The 24,833-nt window shown below is 34.9% G+C and carries 22 protein-coding genes; 4 read left to right on the top strand and 18 right to left on the bottom strand.

Features of this window, described 5'->3' with window-relative positions; translation table 11 throughout:
• Positions 1 to 56: 56 nt before the first annotated feature.
• The 6 genes from FJQ98_RS08050 to FJQ98_RS08025 form a co-directional block, all read right to left on the bottom strand.
• Positions 57 to 1,427 carry a YfcC family protein gene (locus FJQ98_RS08050; RefSeq protein ID WP_053595111.1) on the bottom strand — a complete coding sequence of 457 codons (1,371 nt, stop codon included), beginning with the start codon at positions 1,425 to 1,427 and terminating at the stop codon, positions 57 to 59.
• Between the two features lie 756 nt (positions 1,428 to 2,183).
• A complete protein-coding gene (locus tag FJQ98_RS26720) occupies positions 2,184 to 2,252 on the bottom strand; it encodes a hypothetical protein (protein ID WP_241774572.1) in 69 nt (22 codons plus the stop codon).
• A gap of 210 nt (positions 2,253 to 2,462) precedes the next feature.
• A complete protein-coding gene (locus FJQ98_RS08040; RefSeq protein ID WP_198926886.1) occupies positions 2,463 to 2,924 on the bottom strand; it encodes an ANTAR domain-containing response regulator in 462 nt (153 codons plus the stop codon).
• Between the two features lie 86 nt (positions 2,925 to 3,010).
• Positions 3,011 to 3,868 carry an ethanolamine ammonia-lyase subunit EutC gene (eutC, locus tag FJQ98_RS08035; protein WP_053595066.1) on the bottom strand — a complete coding sequence of 286 codons (858 nt, stop codon included), beginning with the start codon at positions 3,866 to 3,868 and terminating at the stop codon, positions 3,011 to 3,013.
• Positions 3,869 to 4,247: 379 nt separating this feature from the next.
• A complete protein-coding gene (locus FJQ98_RS08030; RefSeq protein ID WP_201406670.1) occupies positions 4,248 to 5,525 on the bottom strand; it encodes an IS110 family RNA-guided transposase in 1,278 nt (425 codons plus the stop codon).
• A gap of 113 nt (positions 5,526 to 5,638) precedes the next feature.
• Complete coding sequence (locus FJQ98_RS08025; RefSeq protein WP_053594552.1) at positions 5,639 to 7,000, bottom strand: ethanolamine ammonia-lyase subunit EutB; 1,362 nt, start codon at positions 6,998 to 7,000, stop codon at positions 5,639 to 5,641.
• 331 nt (positions 7,001 to 7,331) lie between these two features.
• On the opposite strand from FJQ98_RS08025, the gene FJQ98_RS08020 reads away from it, so the two are divergent.
• A complete protein-coding gene (locus FJQ98_RS08020) occupies positions 7,332 to 7,508 on the top strand; it encodes a hypothetical protein (RefSeq protein WP_158003013.1) in 177 nt (58 codons plus the stop codon).
• 2 nt (positions 7,509 to 7,510) lie between these two features.
• Here the strand turns inward: FJQ98_RS08020 and FJQ98_RS08015 are convergent, their stop codons facing one another.
• Positions 7,511 to 8,596 carry a sensor histidine kinase gene (locus FJQ98_RS08015; protein WP_053594551.1) on the bottom strand — a complete coding sequence of 362 codons (1,086 nt, stop codon included), beginning with the start codon at positions 8,594 to 8,596 and terminating at the stop codon, positions 7,511 to 7,513.
• 288 nt (positions 8,597 to 8,884) lie between these two features.
• Here FJQ98_RS08015 and FJQ98_RS08010 point away from each other — a divergent pair, with 288 nt between their 5' ends.
• Complete coding sequence (locus FJQ98_RS08010; protein WP_053594550.1) at positions 8,885 to 9,799, top strand: tetratricopeptide repeat protein; 915 nt, start codon at positions 8,885 to 8,887, stop codon at positions 9,797 to 9,799.
• 132 nt (positions 9,800 to 9,931) lie between these two features.
• Here FJQ98_RS08010 and FJQ98_RS08005 read toward each other — a convergent pair whose 3' ends face one another.
• On the bottom strand, positions 9,932 to 10,876 hold the full coding sequence (locus FJQ98_RS08005; RefSeq protein ID WP_425492699.1) for a DMT family transporter: 945 nt from the start codon (positions 10,874 to 10,876) through the stop codon (positions 9,932 to 9,934).
• A 294-nt stretch (positions 10,877 to 11,170) separates the two neighbouring features.
• Here FJQ98_RS08005 and FJQ98_RS08000 point away from each other — a divergent pair, with 294 nt between their 5' ends.
• Positions 11,171 to 12,031, top strand: coding sequence for a LysR family transcriptional regulator (locus FJQ98_RS08000; protein WP_053594548.1), 861 nt, complete (start codon positions 11,171 to 11,173; stop codon positions 12,029 to 12,031).
• Between the two features lie 182 nt (positions 12,032 to 12,213).
• Here FJQ98_RS08000 and FJQ98_RS07995 read toward each other — a convergent pair whose 3' ends face one another.
• Together FJQ98_RS07995 and FJQ98_RS07990 are read right to left on the bottom strand one after the other, a co-directional pair.
• Positions 12,214 to 12,609 carry a VOC family protein gene (locus FJQ98_RS07995; protein ID WP_053594547.1) on the bottom strand — a complete coding sequence of 132 codons (396 nt, stop codon included), beginning with the start codon at positions 12,607 to 12,609 and terminating at the stop codon, positions 12,214 to 12,216.
• 171 nt (positions 12,610 to 12,780) lie between these two features.
• Positions 12,781 to 13,665 (bottom strand): LysR family transcriptional regulator, encoded by an 885-nt coding sequence (locus FJQ98_RS07990; RefSeq protein WP_053594546.1) that lies wholly within the window; start codon positions 13,663 to 13,665, stop codon positions 12,781 to 12,783.
• Between the two features lie 104 nt (positions 13,666 to 13,769).
• Between FJQ98_RS07990 and FJQ98_RS07985 the strand changes: the two genes are divergently transcribed.
• On the top strand, positions 13,770 to 14,537 hold the full coding sequence (locus FJQ98_RS07985; protein WP_053594545.1) for a sulfite exporter TauE/SafE family protein: 768 nt from the start codon (positions 13,770 to 13,772) through the stop codon (positions 14,535 to 14,537).
• A 94-nt stretch (positions 14,538 to 14,631) separates the two neighbouring features.
• On the opposite strand, the gene hblA is transcribed toward FJQ98_RS07985, so the two are convergent.
• The 8 genes from hblA to FJQ98_RS07945 all read right to left on the bottom strand — a co-directional run bounded on the left by hblA (position 14,632) and on the right by FJQ98_RS07945 (position 24,705).
• Positions 14,632 to 15,744 (bottom strand): hemolysin BL binding component B, encoded by a 1,113-nt coding sequence (gene hblA / locus FJQ98_RS07980; protein WP_053594544.1) that lies wholly within the window; start codon positions 15,742 to 15,744, stop codon positions 14,632 to 14,634.
• 27 nt (positions 15,745 to 15,771) lie between these two features.
• Positions 15,772 to 17,004, bottom strand: coding sequence for a hemolysin BL lytic component L1 (hblD, locus tag FJQ98_RS07975; protein ID WP_053594543.1), 1,233 nt, complete (start codon positions 17,002 to 17,004; stop codon positions 15,772 to 15,774).
• 32 nt (positions 17,005 to 17,036) lie between these two features.
• Positions 17,037 to 18,356: a hemolysin BL lytic component L2 gene (gene hblC / locus FJQ98_RS07970; protein WP_201406669.1), complete on the bottom strand. Its 1,320-nt coding sequence runs from the start codon at positions 18,354 to 18,356 to the stop codon at positions 17,037 to 17,039.
• A gap of 836 nt (positions 18,357 to 19,192) precedes the next feature.
• Positions 19,193 to 20,236: a Fic family protein gene (locus tag FJQ98_RS07965; protein WP_053594541.1), complete on the bottom strand. Its 1,044-nt coding sequence runs from the start codon at positions 20,234 to 20,236 to the stop codon at positions 19,193 to 19,195.
• A 755-nt stretch (positions 20,237 to 20,991) separates the two neighbouring features.
• Entirely contained in the window at positions 20,992 to 21,621 is a 630-nt protein-coding gene (locus FJQ98_RS07960; RefSeq protein WP_053594540.1) for a hypothetical protein, read from the bottom strand.
• Complete coding sequence (gene rplC, locus FJQ98_RS07955; RefSeq protein WP_053594539.1) at positions 21,621 to 22,262, bottom strand: 50S ribosomal protein L3; 642 nt, start codon at positions 22,260 to 22,262, stop codon at positions 21,621 to 21,623. The genes FJQ98_RS07960 and rplC overlap by 1 nt, the downstream gene beginning before the upstream one ends.
• An 81-nt stretch (positions 22,263 to 22,343) precedes the next feature.
• Positions 22,344 to 23,396 (bottom strand): Cfr family 23S rRNA (adenine(2503)-C(8))-methyltransferase, encoded by a 1,053-nt coding sequence (locus FJQ98_RS07950; RefSeq protein ID WP_053594538.1) that lies wholly within the window; start codon positions 23,394 to 23,396, stop codon positions 22,344 to 22,346.
• A 532-nt stretch (positions 23,397 to 23,928) separates the two neighbouring features.
• Positions 23,929 to 24,705, bottom strand: a complete 777-nt coding sequence (locus FJQ98_RS07945) for an alpha/beta fold hydrolase (protein ID WP_053594537.1) — start codon at positions 24,703 to 24,705, stop codon at positions 23,929 to 23,931.
• Between the last annotated feature and the right edge of the window lie 128 nt (positions 24,706 to 24,833).

Raw genomic sequence — 24,833 nt, 5'->3', positions numbered from 1 at the left:
AGTATATTTTAGAATCGAAAATATTCAGACCAATTTAAATATACGAACTTTTTTGTTTATTGTACACCGATATAAAAAGCAATAATTAAACCAATTAAAGCAATAACCATCCAAATCAAAATTAATTTCCAAATGAATTTGACCCATTTGTCATATGGAATACCTGCAATACCAAGGTAGCCCATAAGCGCTGCTGAAGTAGGAATAATTGAGTTACTAATTGCATCACCATATTGGAAGGCAAGAACGGCTAATTGACGTGGCATACCGAGAATATCCGCCAATGGAACCATGATTGGCATCGTTGTCGCAGCTTGTCCACTTCCAGATGGAATAAAGAAGTTAGTAAATGTTTGTGCAATAAACATTCCAATGACACCAAATACAGGTGGCAATTGGCTAATAACATGTGATAACCCATAAACGACAGAATCAATGATTGCCCCGTTGTCCATTACAACTAAAATTGTACGAGCGAAACCTACAATTAATGCACCAAATGCAACAAGTTTCATCCCTTCAACAAAAGCAGCGAATGTATTATTAACACCTAATTTACCAACGATCCCTGCTAAGAATCCAATAATCATAAATGATGCGGCTAATTCATTTAAAAACCAATCTTGTTTTATTACTCCGTACATATTAACGCCAATTCCACCGAAAAGAATAACTAAAACAAGTTTACGATTCCAAGTGAATTCAGGAATTTTGTTATCATCTGTACGTACAGTACGATCGATTTTTTCTCCATATAGCACAGAAGCTTTTGGATCAGCTTTTACTTTTGCGGCATATCGCATTACGTAGAAAATTGCTGCTGCTAAAATAAAGACATAAACACAAGAACGGAATAAGAATCCTGAGAAGATTGGAATTTCTGCAATCCCTTGTGCAACTCCTACTGTAAATGGGTTTAACATACCTCCGATAAATCCACTTGCTGCCCCTAGCGTAATCATTGCTGTACCAACGATGGCATCATAGCCAAGTGCAATGGCGATACCAATTCCAATTGGGACGAAAATAATATTCTCTTCTGATGTCCCTGTCGTAAAACCAAGAATTGAGAAGATGATCATAATTAACGGAATGAGAAATTTATCTTTCGTTTTTAATTTTGAGACAACGGCATTAATCCCTGCATCAATTGCCCCTGTTGTTTTGATGATGCCAAATGCTCCACCAAGTAAAAAAATGTAGAAAATGATTTGTGATCCAGCTTGCATCCCTGCAGGAATCGAAGTAAATAATTCGAAAAATCCGACTGGATTCTGTTCTACTGAATGGTAACTACCATCCACAACATATTGCTTACCGCCAACCTCTTCTTTGTCATATTTACCAGCTGGAATAACATAAGTTCCGATTGCAGCAATAAGTATTACTATAAAAATAATTGCATATGTATGCGGTACTTTTATCATTTTTTTCACAATCAAATCTCCTCCCTTTTTATGCGAATAGTTATACTATACAACAATATGATATAGAATTGTATATAGTTTTTCTCGAAAAAACATTAAGTTTATCTTAATATCATCATTTTTCTCTCTTTTTCGGCTCCTAAAAGTTGAAAAATATATTAATTTTTAAAAAGGAATTATTAATTTTAAAAAACAAAAAGTTATACAAAAAATACGATTTTATGAGCTATTCATTGCATTAGAAATAACTGATATGAATCGTTATTTATTATTATGGGAATTGAACATGAATGGAAACTAAGAAGTCAATTTGCGGAAATCAGAGCCTTCTCATTAATCGGGATGGATAAAAATAGTTAATCAACACACCTCTTAAAACTTTTAAAAAAATTCACTTGTATCACACCAAAACAGTATAGGAATGAGCACAATAACAAGCGATTCGGCAACCAAATTAAAGAGAAGCTGAAGAAATCAAACGAATATGAAACCCGTTTTACAGAGTAGAAAAATCAAGAAGCAAAGAATTGATGGATTAGGCTTGGTTGTAGCTATTGTAAAACAAATATTAGAACTTCATAACAGCCGCTTTGGCGTATGAAAATGGAGTCAAATTTTACTCTGACTTGAGAGTAATTAGTGCATATTATGGAAAATATTAGATGTAAGAAGAGAGTTAAAAACCAAGAAAAATCACTCATTATTTTTCAAATGAGTGACCTTCCCCTTATAATTTCAGGGTTAATGGTAGATGTGTCAAACGTCGACAGGTACATTCTTTATTGGAAGTTTATCAGACGCTACTTGAATTGTTGCACCGTTTATTTCTGTTGTCTGAGTACTAGCGCCAAGCAGGTAGCCCGACCTGTTTCGTTTGGTTCAATCCACTTCCATCTAGTAAATAATTCACTTTTTTTGCAGTGCAGTCGCCAATTTCCTTCCAATAGAAGTGGGAGACTTCTGTAGCTGATGCTTCGCTTTCGCTACAAAAGACATTTGCCGAAATGAGTTAATGAAAATATCTATTGCCCAGATTTACTTTATCGAGTTGCCTTTTTCTCGCTCAATCATCTTTCGTTTTTGAATTTGTTGTTCTGTGAGTTGTAAAGATTTTTTTAGCGTCTGCGTCCTCTTAGCTTGTTGAAGTGCAATAATAACTGCTGGAATTAAGCTAGCCTCAGAAACTGGTTTAACTAGATAACCCATAATATTATCTTGCCTAGACTTTTCTACAAATTCTTTTTGACTGTAGGCAGTAATTAACAGCACTGGTACATCCACCTGACGACCAATAACCTCACTTGCTTTTAAACCATTTAGTTTTGGCATTTCAATATCCATTAACACAAGATCTGGTTTTAAATTAAAAGCGAGTTCAATCGCTCGATCCCCATCTCCTGCTTCTCCGACTACCTCATAACCGTGATTCCGAAGCATCATTTTTAAGTCCAGTCTGATAATCGGTTCGTCTTCAGCAATCAAAATCCGTTTTTTCATAAACCATCACAACCTTTCTGGACAGAAAGAATACTATAATTTTTTTACTCGAATTAATGAGAACACACACAGATTACATGCAATACTTACATGTTGAAACTCCTTTGTTGAGCAAAAGAAACTCCTGTACACTTAGCAAGAAGCATTTGTTCGATTAAATCAGATAGGTAGGCACCAGCTTCAAGCGAAGTCAGTCCTTCTTTATGAATATTTGAAATTACCGTCCGATCGGCTTCAACTGTTTTTTCAGTAGGTCGATAAATCATGTATGCACTCAAGCTTTCATCTGTATTTAGACCTGGCCTTTCACCAATCAATGAAATAACAAGGTCACAATTAACAATTGCAGCTACTTCGTCTTGCACCCATACACGCCCTCGCTTAATAAAAAACGGCTTTGCGACGCTAATATTTTTTAATTTTAGCCCTTGTATTAAAGCAGGTAGTAAATCAACTACATTAGCTTCCACAGCCGAGGAACTCAAGCCATCACAAATAATAATTTGTACTTCTTTTCCTTTATCCCCGTTTTTCTCAAGAAACTTCACTGATTCATCTGATAACTTTCGTCCAGAATCTAAATCCATTAAGTAAGATTTCATATCGCTAGCTTTTGTCTCCAGTTTTTGCAAACCCATATTCTGAAGAAAATCATCACTTACATCTCTTGACACAGCATCCTGTGCAGCTGCATGATCAATCAAAAATTGTAAATAACTTGTCGTTAACATACGGGTTCCAGTTCGACCAATACCAATACGGGCAGGCGTAATACTTTGTGCTCGCTCAATAGATGCAGCGTTATGTGGTTCGTCTACCCCTTGTATCCGTTCTTCGGGGAAATATATGATTTCTTCTGTTTTTTGATCGGTATCGGCTTTTGGCAAATTCATATTTTTCTTCACTTCTTCTACTACTCTTTGAACAATTTCTTGAATATCCATTTTGCTCCTCCCTCTATAAATGTTGATATATCAACGGTTTGACCCGTTTTTAAGAGTGATAAAAAATTTTTTTATCACAACTTTTACATAGTCTTTTCTAGTTCTTCAATTATTCGTCATTTGGTGAGTACGCTTCGCTAAAGTTAATTGGTTAAAATTAACTTTCATTTCCACTATGTGATGCACTAATGGATCTCTGCGATGCTTATGATGACGTACCCTCCCATGTCTCTTGGCGTCCATGCGCATACATTCCTTCGTTCGGTCTATTCATAAGGCAGAGGCTGGCGATGCTCCTTTAGGGACTCAAAGTCGGATGGAATAAATAATGCCGGCTTCTCCGTGTCATCCTTTTGTAGTAGGTCGAGCTTTGATGTTGCTAGGCTGCCTTTACGAGACAATACAGATCTTTCATCATGTAGCTTACATCAAAATACACTCTCTTCTTGCATAAGGTGTGTAAAATCTTCAGTAACTTTCCACAGAGCACGACAATCGATTGCTTCTTTCGAAGGGGATTGACGGTGCGCGTGGTGTAATATTCATGTAATTTCTTAAAGGCTTCATTATGACGAATTAACGGCATCATGACTCGAAATAAAAGAGCCCGTAACTTTCTTCTTCCTCGCTTGGATATTCGTTTTTGTCCTTTGTGTTGTCCAGAAGAGTTTTCACGTAATGTAAGTCCCGCTAGTTTAATTAATTGGCGTGGATGGTCATATTGTGTGAGTGAACCGACTTCTGAAAGTAGCTCGACAATCGTTCCGTTGCTGATGCCTGGGACAGAATTTAAGTAGTCATAGTCCGTCATTTCTTTTGCTAGTTCGGTTAACTGTTCTGTTAAAGTGTCTAATTGGCTTTGCATCAATTTGTACTGTGTGAGAAGTGTGGCAATTTCTATTCGTGCCATCACGAGTCCCTCTGTCAGTCCAATGGAGTGCTGTGCTACCTCAACTAATCGTTTCGCTTTTGGTAGTTGGGGCGATTTCATTCCCTTCACTTGGCGATACAAAAACAATAACTCTTCTGGCGCCTTCCCTTGAATATCACTAGGTAGTGGTGTCATTTCAAGCGCCGCATAAGCCATTTTTCCGAAGTCTTTAAACACCGTCATAAATTCCGGAAAGAAACGATCAATCCAACGAATGATACGATTTTGTATGGCATTTAGGTCTTCTTGGATTTTGGACCGTAACGTTGCACCATTTCGTAATTCAGCTTCTACGCCTTCTAGAATACGTGGATAACTGAAACGTCCATCACGCAGTAATCGCGCAATGACAAGGGCATCCTTTTGATCATTCTTCGTTTGAAGATTATCATCCAATTCCTTTGAACGGTTCACATGATGCGGATTTACCATGACAAACGGAATCCCATGAAGAGTAAGGTACGCTGCTAGGTTCATCCAGTAGTGCCCAGTGGGTTCAAATCCCACGAGAATTTCGCTTTTTTCATGTGTGGCACGTAAAGCGAGTATTCTTTCATAAAAAGCATCGAATCCTCCTCTTGATTGAGAGAAAGGAAATGATTTTTGGAGCACTCGCCCTCGTTCATCTACGGCACAAGCATAGTGCTTTTTCTTGGCAATATCGATGCCGATGACTAAAGTGTTTTCAGTGACTTGATTAATTTTTTTGTTCGTATTAGAATTCATAAATGGAGTTCTCCTGTGTGATAGTGAGTCAATTTGCCGTTGACACTCATGCATCATACAAGAGGGCTTTTTCTTTTTCAAGCCCCTGAAAATCTTTCTAACAGGAATGCTCCTTAATCAAAAATTGATAAATCCCCTGCACGTTTTGTCAACTTTCCATTTTCCATCAGGCCCATATTCTCCAACCATTTTTCAAATTCCCGAAGTGGTCGTAAGCCCAGGATCTCACGCAAACTAGCATCATCGTGATAGCTTGTATCTTGATAATTAAGCATGACATCATCTCCACCCGGTACTCCCATGTAAAAATTCGCTCCTGCAACTGCCGTTATTATACCGGCAACTTCCTGATCATTTTGGTCGGCATCCATATGATTTGTATAAGTTGGAGCAATCCCCATTGGTAAACCATGCAATTTCCCCATAAATCCATCTTCAAGATCGGCTCTAATTAATTGGCGTCCATCATATAGTGTCTCCGGTCCAATAAAGCCAGAAACGGTATTTACCATGAAAGGCTTCCAGTGACGTGCATAACCGTAGCTTCTTGATTCAAGAGTTTGCATATCTACCCCAAAATCAGCATTTAAAGATACCTCCGAACCTTGTCCTGTTTCAAAATACATAAAGTTTGGGCCTGTAGATGTACCATATCGAGCCATCATCTCATAGCCTTCATCAAGAATTTTTTTAGATATACCAAATGCTTCATTCCCTTTTTGTGTACCTGCTAAACTTTGAAACATAAGTGCGATAGGTGCCCCTTGTTTTAAAGCTTCCATTTGTGTTGTTATATGAGCCAAAACACAATTTTGTGTTGGAATTTGCCATTTCTCAATAAATTCATGTGAAAGTGTCAATAGTTTTTTGACGGATTCAATCGTATCCACATTCGGATTGATACCAATAACTGCATCACCTGCTCCGAAGGACAACCCTTCCTTTATGGAATACAAAATGCCTTCTGGAACATCATTTGGATGGTTTGGCTGACAACGAAATGCTAAGCGACCAGGCTCTCCAATTGTTGTATTGCAATGTGCTTGATACTTCATTTTCTGCGAAGCAAGAACAAGATCAATGCTTGACATCAGCTTGGCAACAGCTGAAATCATTTCACTTGTTAGTCCCCTTGAAAGTTTCAATAATTGATCTGTACCTGTATCAGATAACAGAATATAATTTCTCAGTTCACCGACTGTCCAACCTTGAATATCTTTGTATATCGTGTCGCTAATATCATCATAAATCAAGCGTGTTACTTCATCCATCTCATACGGAATAACTGGATTCTCATAAATTTCTTTCAACTGCATCTCGCTAAGTACCACTTTTGCTGCCATGCGCTCAAGTGATGATTCAGCTGCTACACGCGCCATCACATCCCCAGATTTAGCTTCACTTGCTTTTGCAAGTACCTCCCTTACCGACGAAAACGTATAATGAGTTCCTTTTACCACACAGGACAATTTCATCATTTAACACCCCTTTGTATATGTTAACGATTGCAATAAACGAAAAAAAAGCGCTTTCACATACCCCGAAGAAATTTTCTTCAGGCGTGAAAGGCGCCTTTGCCTCAGATATTATTTTAGTTCATTCTACACTACTCTCAAAGATTTTGTAAAGCGTGCTTTCTCTTTTTGAAAACAGTAACAATACTACTACGAAACAAAGTCTCGATTAACAGTGAAATTTATTATGGCTCATCACCAAAAGTTGTGGATGACATTTGTTAAAACGTACGCCATTGATTTGAGTGGAGGCGGGGATCAGCGTCACAGATGAGACCCTGGAGCGTAGCGTATGTTTTCTGTGCGAAAGCGTAGTGCTAACGTAGCGACAGCAACAACAAAAGCGGCTCATCGGAAAGCACCCAGTCGGAACGGAAATCAACCACCCGTTATGGCGATGAGCTTTTACTGTTTAACTAAAGAATTATTTAGGAGCAAAGCCGGTATGTTAATCTATTTTACCATCTAGTATTAATTAATTTCGGTAGCTATTATCGGAAAAGTTATTGAAACTTTTGTCCCTTTATCAGACTGAGGGAATGAAAGAACTCCTTGTAGCCTCTCTTCAACTAACATATCTACAAGATGTAATCCTAAAGATGACATCTCACCTAAAGAAAAAGAATCACCAATTCCACATCCATCATCCATTACTGTAATAGTAACCATTTGTTTTCGTCGTCCTAAATTTATCACAATTTCCCCGTAATTTTGTGAAGGAAAAGCATGTTTTATGCTATTTTGAACTAACTCATTGATAATCAGCGCAACGGCTGTTGCTTTATCTGAAGGACAGAATACAGATTCCCCCTCAACAGACACAACAATTTGTTGACCTGGAATAATGGACGAGGAGACTAGTAAAGTAGATATTTGTTGTAGTAAAACTTTAATATCTGCTTCCTCAGTTCCACGCTGGGCCAAATAATCATGAACCAAAGCCATACTTGATATACGAGATATACTATCGTGAAATACCTCAGCTACTTCCACCGAGTGAGATTGTTGCATTTGTAACCGCAACAAACTGGAAATAACCTGTAAATTATTTTTAACGCGATGATGAATTTCCTGAACGACAATGGCATGAAATACACGTTGTTTGTCTTCACTATTGGCCGCTTTCATAAGTTGCTCTATATTTTTTTCGTTTTGTACTACCTGTGAGATATCTCTTTCTTTAATTAATACCGCAATGGTCTTCCCATGCCGGTCTTTTATAGGAACAATATCTTGTTGCATTATTCCGCGCTCTTCCGTAATCCCTCTTGATCCAAAAATTGGCTTTCCAGTTTTTAAACTAAATAAAACACCAGGCTCCATTTCTTCAAATGTTATCTTCCCTAACATACTTTTTTTATACAAAGATGAGATAGTAGTAGGTTTTGCTTCAGCTACAACTAAAGATGCATTATCTTCTTCCAAAAGACAATCAATAAATATATCTGCTTGAGAAAGGTCAGCCATTATTTGAAGGTTTTGAGCCACATCTAAAATAATTTCACACTGTTCGTTTGATAAACTTGTAAATCGTTCTAAATCTAATATTCCCATCATGATATGTGCTCCCCTTTCTCTAGTTTTCCAAACACTATAGCAAAAATAAAAAATGTGTTCAATATGAAGATAAAAAATAGTAATTCAAGCTATTCTAGAAGTATTAGCACAATGTGATGAAATAGAATTCTTTAAAATGAACCGATTCAACGGCGTGGCTTCTAAATACCTCGACCATTATTTGAGTTGGTTTCAATTCTTAGAAAGTTATTTTAATTAGAGTAACCTATGATAAGCTAGGGTTATCAGTCTTTGAACTTATAAACTAAAAACGAGAGGATAAAATAATTGAATATTAATCAAAAAGCTATTGAATTACTTGAAAAAAATGAATATGAAGATGCATTAAAGTTATTTCAAAAAGCAGTAGATGAATCAAGAACTGTACAATCTTTAACTAATCTTGCTTGGATATATTGTTATGAAGAATATAAAGACACAATAGCCGAGGTTTTGTTGGAAGAAGTTATTAATATGAAGCCCTCCTCATATTTTCCATATAATTTGTTAGGTGAAATTTATATTAGGCAAAAAAAGTGGGAATACGCAAAAGAAATATTAGTAACATCTATTTCTATCCACCCTACCAAAACCGCTTATAATAATTTAGCCGTTGCTAATTATCATCTTGGAAACTTGGAAGACGCTTCGAAATATTTTCTTTTTGCTTCAGAAAACTCTGATTATGCAATGTATTGCCATGTAAAATGTTTGATTGAGTTAGGAAAATTAAATGAGGCAAAAATTAAAGTTGATAAATTTTCAAAAGATGACGATGAGTTTGTCGGTGAAGTTGATGTAGCGAATTTATATGTAGAGTTGGGTTTTTATAAAGAAGCTATTGAGTGGTTTGTAAAGGGGTGGGATATTTATTGGAAACAACCTAATTGGATTAGTCGATATGTTTATGCACTGCTCAAACTAAATAATTCAACACATGCTCATGATATACTAAATGAAGTCATCAAACAAAAAATAGAAGAAATCAAAGAAGCCTATGAAGAAGAATGTGATGAAGATTGGTCAGAAATCGACAAACAGGCCAACATTAAAGAATGTCTTGATGAAAAGAAAGAGTATGAACGAATGTTTGAACGAATCTCGTCTGGATACATTCCTACCAGGGAATTTGATCCTTCTATCCAGACAGCCTGTTATCTATTTGGTTGCACTCGTCATAATCATGCTGAGTATCAAGAATAATACATTGTAGGTAAAGAATAGGGACTTCCAATAGGAGGTCCCATTCTTATAAACAAATATTGCGCTAAAAGAAGCTTAATCTATTATTTACTCCATGCTTAGTAGATAAAGAAAATCATAAATCTTCTAATATTAAACAGCCTGCCGTAATTCTTCTTCCTCTTGTATAACCTGCGGATTCGTTTTTTCTTCTCTACGCTGACATATGTTATTCCAAATAAGAGCTGAAATAACAAGTAGGGTCCCTGCTACATCAAAGATTGTTATTTTATATCCTTGTATCATCATAATGACCAATGTAGTAATTGGAACAAAATTTATAAATAAAATTCCATTAATGGATGATAGGATTTTCACACCATAATTCCAACTAAGCAATGCTACAATACCTGGCAGTGTCATCATAAACAATAAATCATATTTAATAGCAAAAATCATTTCCGTACTTGGGACTGATACATACCCTTGCATCGTGATGATCATTGTGATGATACCTGTTACAGCTGTGCCAAATACACATGTTAATGTTGAATAGCGAAGAGTAGACCAATCATTAAATGTTTGACCGCCCATTGTATAAATAACCCATCCTACAACACCAATTAAAATGAATGCGAGCGAAACTAGATTCTGTTTCAGTGTAAGAAAGAAACTCATATCGCCTTTAGTAATAACAAAAACAGCTCCAACAAAAGCAATGATCATGCTGCTAACCATATACTTCTTCGGTTTCACATGTTTGTACCCCCAAAGAATAGCAATCGAAATCATTGGCATGAGTGCTTCCATAATCGAAGCTACCATAACGCCGGATTTCCCCATTAACATCTGGCCTAAAAATACAAGCACATTGTAAACAGTAAACGCCATGATTCCAAAGAAAACGAGCAGCTTACCTTTCCCCTCTAAACGAAACGCTTTCTTCCCTTCTTTCATCCATAATAAAATGATTAATACAATCGATACTGCCCCATATCGAATAGTTGAAAAATAAAATGGATTTATATATTTAAGTGCATGATCTGCAACTGGAAACATGGCTCCCCATGACATACTTGCAATTAAACACGCGATCATACCTACTATTATTTTACTTTTGCTCACTGTTTTTCCTCGTTTCTATATAACCCTATCAATTATGCCTCGGCATAATTGCGTCCGGAATCGGCTTTGTGCCCTCGCACAAAGAACTCCTTTCCGATTCCGTGACATCCGCCGGAGGCTTTAACTTCTTTCAGCGGGTGTTTGGACACCCGCTGAAAGAAGTTAAATACACAATGAGAATTATAAAAAAGAAAATACATCACGTAAAATGATTGAAAGTGATATTAACTATCATTTATAATGATAGTTTTTAAGGGGGAATGCCTAATGGAACTGCGAGATTTACAGATTTTCAAAAGTGTCGCAAATCACGGAAGCGTCAGCCATGCTGCAAAAGAATTGAATTATGTACAATCCAATGTAACGGCACGTATTAAGCTATTAGAAAAGGAGCTCCAAACGCCGCTTTTTTATCGTCATAAAAAAGGGATGACATTAAATCCAGAAGGGCGAAAAATGCTTACTTACGTTAATAAGATTTTGCAGGATGTCGAAGAAATGAAACAAGTATTTTTAGATAGTGATACACCGACCGGGACATTAAAAATCGGTACAGTTGAAACAGTGAGTATATTACCAACCATTCTAGCCTCTTACTATAAGGGATATCCTAATGTCGACTTAACACTACAAGCTGGTTTAACTGAGGAACTTATTAAAAAAGTAGCGGATCACCAATTAGATGGAGCTTTTATAACTGGACCAATTAAACATCCGCTTTTAGAACAATATGATGTATATACCGAAAATCTCGTTCTCATTTCACAAAACAAATCCTTTCGTATCGAGGAATTTATGACTACACCACTCCTTGTTTCTAATCAAGGTTGCGGATATCGTTCCAAGCTAGAACTCTGGCTCAAAGATGAGGGTTTACTGCCAAAAAGAATCATGGAATTTAATATATTAGAGACAATTTTAAACAGTGTTGCCATTGGTCTTGGCGTTACACTTGTACCGCAATCGGCTGCTGAACATCTATCTACCACAGGCAAGGTTCATTGTCATCCAATTCCTAAAAAATACGGAACTATTTCAACCGTCTTTATACGACGAAAAGATGCATACATGACAAACTCGATGGAATGTTTTTTAAAAACAATTGCTGAGCATCAGAAAAAGACCTAGGCCTGGTAGATTACCAAGCTCAGGTCTTATTTACGATTTTTTTAAGAATGATAAAGCTGTTTAATTTAAAAGTGAAAAGTTAAACAGCTTCTCGCAGTACAAGACAGGTATTATGTTGCATACATTTTTAAGTATGCTTACCGTGTCTTATGATTGCATATTTTTTTGAACTATCATGGATGCTATTTTGCATTTTCATCGGGTTGATGAATTCCGAATATATTGCCTTCGGTATCGATATAGTATCCTTGCCACGCCATTCCAGGCAGAGCATATTTCGGCATTGCAACCTTGCCGCCATTCTCAAGAACTTTAGCTTCCGTTACATCGTAATTTTCCACGCCCATTGTACAAGCAAATCCATTTAAAGCTTGGTTTGGTTCTGGAGAAGCACCTTGACGTTGCATTAAAGCACCATCGACTCCAGGTTCGTCTGCATTGCCAGTCACCGCTCCAAAGTAAGGCATTCCCGCATAATCACTCCAGTCTTTAAATGACCAACCAAATACCTCTCCATAAAATTTCTTTGCACGTTCCATGTCACTTACATGAATTTCGAAATGAACTAATCTCCCCATAATATCCTCCTAATTATTAAAGAATTAAATTACTCACTGTGTTTGAGTACAATTACTATATATTATTATGACAAGGAATGGAAATAAAAAAGAAGAGAAATTCTATGAAAAAATCGAGAATAAGCATTCTAATGCTTATTCCCAATTTTGGTTCTATTACTTTTAGATTGGTTAATTTATAGCGTTTAAATGATCTTTTAAATACTGAATAAATGAATGCTCTTCTATATCTGATTTGCGTGTACATATAAATAAACTTTGCTGAATATCTGCATGTTCTACATACACCCGAGCTAGTTTCCCATTTGTTATACTGTCAGTTACACTGTAGGACGGTGCTAAAGTCATACCGTACCCTGCTTCCACTACTTTAATCGATTCATGTAAGCCCTGCATTTGAAGTCCTAATTTAGGTAACGGACTGTTTAACGTGTAAAAAACGGCCTCCAATAAATCAAGTGTCGAGCTACCACGTTCCCGATAAATAAAGTCCTCATTCGATAATTCATAAATGGAGACTGTTTGATTTGCCATAGAATGTGATGGGTGAACAACAAACCAAAACGGGATATCTAGTATTTTTTCAAACTGTAAATCAGGATGACCTATTTTATTTTGCACGACAAAACCAAGATCTACTTCATAACTCAGAACTTGCTCTTCCACAGATTTCACATTGCCTAGCGACACAAAAAATTCAATGTGAGGATTAGCAAGCTTATACGCTGCTATAATAGGCGGGAGTATATAGTTTATTGGTATATAGGAAGAAGCAATATGTATTTTTTCTTCTTTCGCTAAAAATTTACCGAGCTTTTCATCAATTTGTGCTTCTAAATAAAATAAACGCATTCCCTGCTCATACAAAAACTTCCCCTCAGGAGTTAATTGAATACCACGCCCTTTCCCTTCAATCAATTTTGTCCCTATTTCGCTCTCTAATTTCCGTATTTGAATTGTGACAGCTGGTTGACTAAGCAGCATTTTATTGGCCGCCGCGGTGATTCCCCCATGTTTTGCCACATTCGTAAAAATCCTTAATGCATGCAAGTTCATTTTATTCACTCCTCCCTATTCATAAATTTAATTTATGAATAAGCAATTATTATATATTTGTTTTATGTATTGTTTAGCAGTAATTTAGGTTTAGAGGTGATTTGATGGAAATTTTACTACAGGAATGGTTTTCAGTAAACGGATTTATTTTATTAACAATCGGCTTACTTGCAGCAGTCATTGGTGTTCTTTTCGGCGCTGCAGGCTTTATCTTGTTGCCGGCAATGTTACTTATTGGCATTCCGATACATACAACTGTAGCAGTTAATAAATTTGCGACAGGAATTTCAGCTCTATCGAATGTCGTATCGTTTGTAATTAAAGGACATTTATCGTTAAAAAAATTCACATCTTTAATGATGATTGCTAGTTTAGGAGGTGTATTTGGCGCATTTTTAGCCACTCGATTATCGGAACAAATCATGAATATTGTAGCTTGCGTATTCTTAATTTTCTCATTTTTCGTTGTGCTTTGCAGTAATAAATTAATGGTAAAGGATATAAAAGAAACGGAGGAACAACCAATTAATAAACTCATTCCATTTGCGGTTTCAATATATGACGGTGGTTTTGGACCAGGCTCAGCTCAAATGAATGTAACCTATCATCTTAAAAAGCACTATACCTATATAAAAGCGGTTGAGTTAACAAGAATTATTACGTTTTCAAGTTGTACAGGTGCCTTTCTCTTTTACTACTTTACGGGCATTGTTAATTGGGGAATCGCCATTCCTGTTTCAATTGGCTCTATTGTTGGCTCGTTCTTAGGTTTAAAGATCATTCCTTATATCAAAACAAGGTGGATTCAAATTTTATTACCAATCATTTTTTTCTTGTTGATTGTTCAGGTCGTATCAGATTTATTGATATAGATCACGCTACGTTTTAGTGAGTACGCAAAGAAAGCAAGAAGTGACTAACTTCTCGCTCTTTTGTTTCCTCTTATTTAGCAGGAGTGACAACAAGTTATATTTTCAACTCTTTTATCCCTGCTTTTAATGTGTCTGCATCTATTTTTAATGTTTTCCAGCTATCTTTAGCTGATTTCAAGTTAGGGAGTAAAAATTTAAATTTATTTTGTTCCGCTTTATCAGATGCATTCTCGATATGTCTCAATACCCCCGAATATTGAGAGTCTAAGTCATTCCATTGCGTAGACATAAAAGTAAGAGCATTAATAGCATCATCGAGTGCATTGTACATCTCACTAATATTACTATGTGCAATTCCAACTACACGATTTAATGTTATTTTATAATCAACTGTCTGTCTTAATTGTGCTAATAACGGTTCTAATTGACCTAATTGATCTCTTGCTATCCCCAGCATAACACCACCAGCAATCCACGTAGGAATAGAAGGCACAGATACTGTTATTATTCCATCAGACTCTAATTTCTTATAATAGTTTACTGATTCTAAAACTTCATTTAGGCGCTTTTGATCATCCTCCACTGCAACCCCTTGGTTTTTTAAAATCGACTGTAAAAGCTCTTTGTTACCTCCAAACGCTCTAACATCTTGTCCAACATCATTTCTTAATTTAGTTAATTCTACTATTAATTGTTGTGCATACTTTTGATTTTGTTGAATCTCTTCTCGTAAATCTGTAATCCCTTCTATTAACGTCTCTCCATCTCCTGTATTTATTGCATCTACAATTATGTCATAATAATTTTCAAACTTTGTATCGTATTCAATAATACCTGTCAATGTATCGATAAGCTGTTTTTTTACTTTTGTATCCCATGAAAGGGCGTGTGCTCTTGCATCCTTTTGGTCTTGTACAATTTTACCTGGTAAATCCGGATATCCATTAATATTAATTCCTTCAAAGTTCACATCTGGATTCTTAATTAACATATAAGAATAAGCATTCATAGATTTTGCAAAAAGTCCCGCCTTTTGCAAGGTTTCTTTCATCTTCGCTTCGTTTGCTGAAAGAGATGTATCACTATTGCTCGCTTGCTCAATTTTACTTGTCTCGGCAAATGCTGTTACTGGAGAGATTACAGAAGTTGTAGTCAAGGTTAATAATGTCGATACAGCGAGTACTTTGTAAAGAGATTTTTTATTCATTTTATATTCCTCCTATGTATTTTATTTTCAATTCTTATCTTCTTGTTTAAAAGCAATGTCTTTTGCAATAAATTCCGCATCTTTATGAATATCGTTCCAACTTTGTTTAGCCGCTTTTAAATCATCAGGTATTAAAGAAAGCTTATGATCTTGCATTTGATCGATATTATCATATAAATCTTTATAATTTGCCCCCATTGTATTCCATTGTTGCTGAATATTCGTTAGAGACATTATCGCTTGATCCACTGTTTGATATAAGTATGTCAAAGTGTCTTTTGCGTTACTAAGTGAAATAATTGCTTGGTTAGCAAAATCGGCTTTCATCGTTAATTCTCCGATTTTATTAGATATTTCGTTGTAAGAGCTCATATGATTAGATGCCGTAACACCAGCTGCTGTTCCTAAACCAATACCAGCTGCACCAAGAACTGTAAGACCACCTACAACAAGCGGAGTTGCTGTACCACCAGTTACAACAATTACTACCCCACCTGCAATGGTTCCAATAACTAAAATGGCTGCTCCCAATCCACCACCAATTGACCATGCTAATACATTATCAAAATGTGCTTTCTGAGTAGCACGTAGATTCTCAATTTCAGCTTGAAGTTGTGGAACCAAAGCTTGTTTTCCGGCTAATATTGCCGTTAATCCACCTTTCCCATCCGGACCACCAATATTATTTTTAAAATCTATAGTATTTGTATATAGCTTTGTTTTGAAGGCTTCTAACATCTTAATTACTTCTGTAACTTCTTTTGAATTTGTATTAATCGTACTGATTAAATCACCAATGCCTTCTTTTAATCCTTCCTTATCTTTCTTTTGTACAGTGTCTATTAATGTGTCGTAATAATTATTAAATTGTTCATCGTAATTTACAATATTACGTGCTGTCTTTTGAATTTTTGGCTTCGCCGTATCTAACCAATAATTCGCATTGATTCGAGACAGTTCCTGATTAAGGTGAATATTTTTGATTAATTCTCCTCCTTCAGAACCTAAATCAATTTTGGATAGGTTTACATTCGGCTGTTTAATCATTGTTTTTGCGTATAAATCCATTACAAGAATATGAGACCCTGTTTCAGCTAAGGCTTTCTTCAATCCTTCAGGTCCTAATGTATAATAATTCCCTATTTTTTGTTCTTGAGTGACCTGTTCTTGCGCAAGTGCCTGAATAGTGCCACTGTTAGCTGCGGTAATAATCGTTGCCAAAGTAGCCACGGTTAACACTTTATATGAAAATTTCTTCATAGCTATTTTCCTCCTCTTTTTTCGATAACATATCAAAATTTATGAACCTGTTCTTCTAGCTGACTTATTACACTTTTTAATCGTCTTAATGTATCTTTTTGAGATTGATTGTTAGTAGCATCAGCATCAGTACTTAATTTTGCGATACTATTTTTTATTAAATTCAAATCTTCTTTATGGCGTTTCAATAGGTCAAGTTCTACATCCACTTGGCTAGCAAATGTATGCAGATCATGTTGCATAAGAAGAAGCATGGATTTTTGTAAATCTGCTATCGATAGTTTCGTTGTTAAATCATATAATTTTTGATTTTGTTGCTCCAAATCATCCAAATATGCCCGTTGTTCTGCCTTTAATTTATTTACTTCAGCGAAGGTACTATATGTTTTTTGATTTTTTTCTGGGTCAATTACCTTCATAAGGTCATACTCTTTCGCTTTTGTAGCTGCTGCTGCTGCAATTTCACCTTTATTATTTTTCTCAATTGCTTCACGCGCTTCTTTTTTTGCAGCTTCAATCTCTAAAGCAGATTTCCCCTTTTCTTTTGCCTCTTGCTCTGCTTTTTTCTCTGCTTCTAAAATAGCGTTGTTAATTTCTTTTCCTTTGTTATACGCTGCCGCCGCTGTTTGAGCAGCTGGTTCAATGATATCTTTTGAAAGACTATAGATCTCTTGGAATATTTTTAGTCCTTGTTCATTTAAAGCTCCTGGTAGAAAGGCAATTTCTTGCAAATCATTTTGAATTGATTTTTTAGTATCTAGTAATTCGCTTTTTAGCTTGTCTATCTTCCCAATTCCTTCTAAACTAAGCACTCCTTGAGCTTTTGCCACATCAGTATCAAGATCTTTAAGTTTTTTATCAAGCTGCACTTGAAGATCTGTTAATTCATTAATTTGATATTGAACATTTTCTTGGTTTGTCATAACCATTTCTTGAAGGACTTCCAGCCTATCCAGGAAACCTTCCTTATCTCCCTTATTATCTACATATTCTTTTAATGTTGGATAATAGCTATTAAATTTAGTGGCAAATCCTTTACTTTTTGAATTTAATAGAATTAACTTTGGATAAAGTTCCGACGACCATTCTTTCATATCTTGTTTTATTAGGAATTGCTCTGTATTTAAAGCTGGTACTTCATCTAGCTGTACATTAGGGTTCATTAAAGATTGGTCTATATACATTTGGATCAATTTAGATTGTGCACCTAATTTTCTTAAAGATGAAGAAAGAGTCATGTTCTCTTCTTGAATTTCTGCTTGAGCAATAGGCGTTGCAAAAGTATGTACAGGAATAACTCCTGTTGCAACAATGGATGTAATCATTAATCCTTTAATTAATTTCCTTTTCATTCTATTTACCTCCCTATTTGATATTTTTCACAATAATTTATACGATTTTATATATATGTTGAGCACCCCCAATTCACTTAAGTTTCAGGAAAACATTCTTGCTATTTCCTATGATGTAAATTTTAGTCATAGACACATTTTTTAGCAAACAACGAGTGAAATAACCTATTTCACGACAAAATAGGTTATTTTCACTGTAATTTTGATTCTAAAAATTGATTAATATTAACAATATGAATCTGAATGTGTCACAATATAGCAAAGCTCAGTCGTCTGACGACTAGATATTGACATATTTTTGTTAATATTGGGGAAATCAAGTGAATTGGAATAATTCTATCAATTATGCCTTGGCATAGTTGCGTACGGAATCGGCTTTGTGCTTAGGCCTGCAGATGTTTTTTGTACGAAAACGCAGTGCTAACGTAGCGACAGCAACGTGTTTTTGTCTGTGCGAAAGCGTAGCGGCAGCAACAACATAAGGATCGGCACGATGTCGGCCATCATTTCGGTAACGCCACAGGATGTGACGTTCTTAGACTGAGTTCCTATAATTCAGCGGGTGTTTGGACATCTGCTGAAAGAAGTTGAAGTTTAGACATATTGATCCCAATAGGACTTTTCTGGTAATAGATATTAACTGTGAGGTGGTACCTACTAAATTTTCATTACTGAGGGTATCCTTGACTAATGGTTACAAGGCACTTTTTAATTTTTTCACGTTTCTAGATTGAAAAGTAAAGAACCAATTGCTTATTAAAAATTGGCAATTGGTTCTAAATTAGATTTTTATTTTGTTTAGTAGAAATTTATTAGCCCACCTAAAAAGGTATAGACTAAGATTGGACTGTCATCCAGCGCGCATTTCTTCCTTTTGAAATAAGTTTAATTTCACCTAATAATTGCAAATCAGTTAAAGCTTTACTAATTGTACTTTCGGCTATATCTGGATAAATGCTTCGAATGCATTCTTTTGTAAAAGGTTGTTGTTGATTATGAATGAAATTCTGAATTCGCTCTACCTTAGTATGTTTACATATAGAATCCAATACTCTGCTATGTAGATCTTTATAAGCCTCTAAAATAATCATTAAAAACTCTTTTAACCAGAAGCTAATATTATGCCCATTACAGTACCAGTTAACCGAAGATTTAATTATGGCTTCATAGTATTCTGATTCTCTTTTCTTTATATATTCATCTAAACAAACATATTTTACAAATGTATGTCCACTTTTTACCAATAATAATTGCATGAGCATAAGTGTTAATCTACCATTACCTTGACTAAAAGGGATTATACAATAAAGATTCAATATAAAACGAGCTATCAATATAAGTGAAGGTAACTCTTTTTTACGGTTTAATAAATTGTACTGGTCGCATAATTGTTCTACAGCCCGTGCAATATTTTCAGGTGGAAGAGGACGATAACAAATCGTGTGCATCCCTTTTTCAGGAATTCCAGGGATAGAAAATGGCTTTTGGCGCCATTTTGCACTGTCAGAGGTATTATAATGAATTAATTGAAAATGCAATTCTTGTATAGTATCTGGACTAATAGAAAAAGTACAAGTTTTTTTATGTACAAGAGTCAGCGTTTCATGATAACAAAATATCGCATCTTCCGAAATTGATTGGGGGATCATATCATCTAAAATAAGTTCTTTTAATCGCTTATTTGAAACTTTTATATCCTCATAAACTGAAATATAGTTTTTTATGTATTGTAGGGGTATAGCTTTTTCAAGGCTATTGAATATATCAGGTCTTTGCTCTTTATAAGCGGTCAACATACCTTTATATTCACTAATTTCACTGACTAAATTAATTAGTTGTTGATCAATATTTATGTACTGGTCTTCGAAAAAATTTCTCATTTTGTTCCTCCTGTTACTATCTCTTAATGCTCTATTACAATAATAAATTTTATATTTTTTTAGGAATTCCTAATGTTATTCGAGTATTACTATTCAAATAACATCCGGTTTAATAGAGCTTTTACTTTCTAAAGAAAGAGGATAAATTTATTATTCAAATTTTTCTATAACGTTAATAGGGACTTTGAAATTACTTATTTATTTCAAAAAGTGGATGTATCGTAAATATAGACGTTAGACATTATTAAATATCGGAATATTATCTTTTAAATGTACTGATTTTTTTATTATTTTTTGTGACATTTTTTATATGTATTTTTCTTATAATTGTAGTACGTTTACTAAATTATAGAATCAGGTCGAATATTGAGGGGGAAAAGTATGGGGATTGAATTCACTGCTCTCCATTGGATTTATGTAAACGTTAAAAGTAGTTATCAACCCTTATTCCAATCTATCGAGTTAGCTATTTGTTGGTTTTAAAATAAAATTTGTACAAAATAATCTTATACAAGCCTAATCCAACAAAAAGATCAGAGCTTCGGTATATCCATCCTTTACTTCGTACAAGTTTGATGGAGTATAATATAACGACTTGTACGAGTAATTCGTGTGTAACCTCCAATTCTAAAGACATGTTATCTCTCCTTTTCATTAGAGTTAAAGGTGTAGGAAATATACTCTATTATAGAAAAAACCCTTCCAAAAATTCGGAAGGGTTAATCAAATTTCATATTTTTTTTAGAAAAGTGAAATTATAAATAAGTTTCAATTGATGCTGCTTTTTTCAATTCGAGAACAAAGGCTTTATATTTCTCTTCTCGCTTTTCATATTCAAGGATAATACGAATGTATTCCTTTTGCATTTCCCCGTTTTCAGGTGAATTTTGGTATTCGTGTTCAATCTCTTCCTTGGATACACTATTGTCTCCCAACTGATTATCAATAAATCGTTGCATACGCAATTCTTTCAATACTAATTCTTCAATCTCCTGTTTAGAGTATTCTTCTGAAACATCAATTCCAAACTCGTCAGATAATTCTTGCATACAATCAGCAATTTGTTCTTTATCAGGTTCCCATCCAGAAATGTTTCTATCCTCATTCATTTTTTGTAAAACAAGCTCATGTTCAATGACTGATTCAAGAGCACAATAATAACACTCAAGAAGGTCTGATGAAGACATTTCAGAAGGGATGATCCCCAACTTTATGTCGTTAATCAGCTCGATATTTAAATAGTTTAAATTTATTTCATAATCGTTAACTCTAGCCACGATGGACGGTAGTTGAATTTTATCATTGTCAGTCAGCATCAAAAAATCCGTAATGACTACATCATCTCTACCAATACTTTGGCTGGAATCATTCTGTTTGTTTAACACTAATCATCACCATTTTCATTCAATTTTTTAATTGCAGTTTCTATTTTTACAAACGACTTTTTAGCTCCAGGGATATTTCCTTTAATTAATAACAAGTTACGTTCACTATCAACCTTTATGATTGTAAGATTTTGAATAGTGGTCTGTTTTCCACCCATGCGTCCGGGCATTTTCTTTCCTTTGAACACTTTCATGCCATCATTTTTGGCGATTACACCGATGGAACCAGGAGCTCGATGGAATCTTGAGCCGTGAGATGCAGGACCTCCACTTAATCCATGTCTTTTAATGACACCTTGAAATCCTTTTCCTTTAGATATACCAGTAACATCTACTATGTCGCCTTCTTGGAATATATCTGCACTAATACGTTTTCCAACATCTAATGATGCTCCACGAATTTCTTTAACATATCTTTTAGGAACGGTATTTGCCTTTTGACTTCTTCCAATTTCCGCTTTGATTGGATTCTTTTTATTAGAAAATCCAATTTGGATTGCATCGTATCCGTCACTTTCCAAGGTTTTCTTCTGTAACACAACATTCTCTTCCACTTCAACAACCGTCACAACTATGGGATCTCCACTATCACTAAACACTTGAGACATGCCTATTTTTCTTCCTAAGATTCCTTTTATCATAAATATCCTCCTAATAATTTAATTTATTGTTAGTAATAAACTATTAGGGTACTTCCCACGTTCTAAACATTTCTCTCACCCTTATTTATTGGTTATTGTTTTTTGATAGTTTCCATACAACTGCCCGCAAGCAGCATCTATATCAATGCCAAATTGGCTTCTAATGGTAACGTTAATTCCTGCTGATTTTAATTCTTTATAGAAGTTTACAACTTGATTTTCATTTACTTCTTCAAACCTCATAGGTGAACTAACAGTAGGGTTATATCTAATGATGTTTACATGGTACAAGTTCCCTCTCTTATATCTACCCCTTAAAAGGTTGACTACTTCTTTTGCATGCTCAATAGAATCATTAACTCCTGGCAACATAATATAAGCAATATAAACTTTTCTTGAGGTCACACGTATATGCTCATCTAATGTGTCCATTACATCCAATAATGGGTAGCGTTCATTAATTGGCATTAACCCGCTTCGCTGTTCATTAAAAGGAGAATGTAATGAAAACGTCAGGTTGACCTGTGGATAGTTTTGAGTCATTTTTTTTATGCCCGGAATAATGCCTATAGTCGAAATAGATAACCTGCGAGGACTTAAAGCAAATAACTCCGGATTTGTAAGTACATTTAAAGCATCAAAAACTTGTACATTAGCCAATGCTTCTCCCATCCCCATAAAAGAAATACTATCAATTGAATGTCCTTTTAAGTGAAAGTACAAAATTTGATCAGTAATTTCATCTGACGTTAAGTTGCGTTTTAAACCTAAATCTCCTGTTGCACAAAATTTACAACCAAAATTGCAACCGCACTGCGAGGATATACAAAATGACTCCCAACCAGCTTTATATTTCATATTTACCGTTTCTATTTTTTCGTCTCCTGAAATTCCAAATAAGACTTTTGTAACTTGTTCAGAATGTTGTGCCTTTAAAGTAGCAATATTTAAAATCGATTCTCCAAATTCTTTAATTAACATTTCTCTTAGGGATTTAGGAAGAACCGTTATTTCATTGAAATTATTTATTCTCCCTTGGAATATAGCATTTGTGATTTGACTCATTCTAAAATTAGGAAATTTATTCTGCTTCAAGAACTCTTGAATTCTTATATACTTGTTTTTTTGTTGCATGTTTTCTCATCCTTCCATAAAACTCTGATTTGTTTGAGTAATTAGAAGGGAGTTATCATCTAACCTTTTTTATTAAAATTAGGCACAAAAAAACACCGATACAATTATCGGTGTTACGCTTAAATAAAATCACGCACAAATAAACAAGGACATTATGTCATTGAATTATAGTTTATTTGCCGTAGAGAAAAAGCTACGATAACTGTTTTTATATGATTATTTGGCTTAAAAAAGGACAGACTACTCCCTTTGTACGCCAAACGGTTTCCAACTTTTGTATTTTTACCAAACAAAATTCTAAAAACTGTTATCATTGCTTTCACCTCTTCCCTGTCAATATTAGTAATAAGTACCGTACCATAAAGATTCCTCTATGTAAAGTTATAACATAAACAAATGTTTTTATTAAACTAACCTGCTCCGTTAGCTTAATAAAAACAGCCGCCAAGAATGGCAGCTGGATCTTAAGCTCTTGCACCCGGTTAGAAAATAATCAATCTTTTTTATAAAACTATAAAACATTGTTATTTTCTCAATTTTTATAATGATTCTGGATAAACTCATCAATTTTTCCGTTTAATTTATCTGCTGCCTTCGTCGGAATTTGGTGCTTTTCTTTTTCTAAATACACTAATTTATTATTAGGCAACTTTTCATGTAGTAAGCGGGCATATTCATAAAACGCTTTGTCTTTTGTACCAAAAATAAGCAAAATAGGTAATTTAATCTTATGAAGTCGACTTGTACAATTATAGTGTAGGCTATAATTGAAATACTGCTGGATATTCCGTACATCTCCATAAGATGCATCTTTATAAAGTTTCTTAAATACTTGTCGTGTCTTAGAATTCCCCCATGAAATAGCAAGTGTAAGAACAGATATGGCTTTTTTATTTGCTAGTCTAACTGCTAAAGAAATTTTTTGCTTTAAATAAAGATCTTTCACTTCAGACATTCCACTAATTACAATACCACCTAATGCCCTACTTGGATGGGTCAATAGAAATTCTAATAAAATCGAGCCTCCAGTTGAATATCCACAAATAAATGCTTTCTCAACACCTAAATAATCCAGTAAATGAACAATATCATTAACAAGGAGTGAGTAGCTGATAGCTTGTTTGGAAAAAACGCTTTTACCATGTCCTCTAATATCAAAGGTGATCACTTTATATCTTTTAGATAAATGTTCTAATTGATAAAGAAAATTTGTGCTTGTCAATAATGGTGGGTGAATGAAGATAATTGGCGTGCCCTCACCCTTTACTTGATAATATATGCTGCCACCTTCTACACCTAACATCGGCACTTCTAATCACCTCGAATTTAACAAAGGTCCAAGATAACTTTTCATCTAGACCCATAAAACTTCTAATGAATCTACACGTTTTTTTGTATTATTCTTATAAAAACGCAAAATCTAAATTAATGGTTATC

Origin of the sequence: Lysinibacillus agricola (assembly GCF_016638705.1) — a bacterium.
GTDB classification, from domain to species: Bacteria; Bacillota; Bacilli; order Bacillales_A; family Planococcaceae; genus Lysinibacillus; species Lysinibacillus agricola.
Note: the sequence above shows the minus strand (reverse complement) of the source record. Positions and strands in the feature narration are given on the sequence as shown.

Excerpts from the sequence above, each read along its gene's own strand:
- FJQ98_RS08005 (WP_425492699.1), bottom strand. The coding sequence starts at position 10,876 with ATGATCGCGTGTTTAATTGCAAGTATGTCATGGGGAGCCATGTTTCCA.
- FJQ98_RS07950 (WP_053594538.1), bottom strand. The coding sequence starts at position 23,396 with ATGCAACAAAAAAACAAGTATATAAGAATTCAAGAGTTCTTGAAGCAG.
- hblA (WP_053594544.1), bottom strand. The coding sequence starts at position 15,744 with ATGAATAAAAAATCTCTTTACAAAGTACTCGCTGTATCGACATTATTA.
- FJQ98_RS07995 (WP_053594547.1), bottom strand. The coding sequence starts at position 12,609 with ATGGGGAGATTAGTTCATTTCGAAATTCATGTAAGTGACATGGAACGT.
- FJQ98_RS08030 (WP_201406670.1), bottom strand. The coding sequence starts at position 5,525 with ATGAATTCTAATACGAACAAAAAAATTAATCAAGTCACTGAAAACACT.
- hblD (WP_053594543.1), bottom strand. The coding sequence starts at position 17,004 with ATGAAGAAATTTTCATATAAAGTGTTAACCGTGGCTACTTTGGCAACG.
- rplC (WP_053594539.1), bottom strand. The coding sequence starts at position 22,262 with ATGATAAAAGGAATCTTAGGAAGAAAAATAGGCATGTCTCAAGTGTTT.
- FJQ98_RS07990 (WP_053594546.1), bottom strand. The coding sequence starts at position 13,665 with ATGAACTTGCATGCATTAAGGATTTTTACGAATGTGGCAAAACATGGG.
- FJQ98_RS08015 (WP_053594551.1), bottom strand. The coding sequence starts at position 8,596 with ATGATGGGAATATTAGATTTAGAACGATTTACAAGTTTATCAAACGAA.
- FJQ98_RS07965 (WP_053594541.1), bottom strand. The coding sequence starts at position 20,236 with ATGAGAAATTTTTTCGAAGACCAGTACATAAATATTGATCAACAACTA.
- FJQ98_RS07985 (WP_053594545.1), top strand. The coding sequence starts at position 13,770 with ATGGAAATTTTACTACAGGAATGGTTTTCAGTAAACGGATTTATTTTA.
- FJQ98_RS08025 (WP_053594552.1), bottom strand. The coding sequence starts at position 7,000 with ATGAAATTGTCCTGTGTGGTAAAAGGAACTCATTATACGTTTTCGTCG.
- eutC (WP_053595066.1), bottom strand. The coding sequence starts at position 3,868 with ATGGATATTCAAGAAATTGTTCAAAGAGTAGTAGAAGAAGTGAAGAAA.
- FJQ98_RS08040 (WP_198926886.1), bottom strand. The coding sequence starts at position 2,924 with ATGAAAAAACGGATTTTGATTGCTGAAGACGAACCGATTATCAGACTG.
- FJQ98_RS08050 (WP_053595111.1), bottom strand. The coding sequence starts at position 1,427 with ATGATAAAAGTACCGCATACATATGCAATTATTTTTATAGTAATACTT.
- FJQ98_RS08020 (WP_158003013.1), top strand. The coding sequence starts at position 7,332 with ATGTTTTCTGTGCGAAAGCGTAGTGCTAACGTAGCGACAGCAACAACA.
- FJQ98_RS08000 (WP_053594548.1), top strand. The coding sequence starts at position 11,171 with ATGGAACTGCGAGATTTACAGATTTTCAAAAGTGTCGCAAATCACGGA.
- hblC (WP_201406669.1), bottom strand. The coding sequence starts at position 18,356 with ATGAAAAGGAAATTAATTAAAGGATTAATGATTACATCCATTGTTGCA.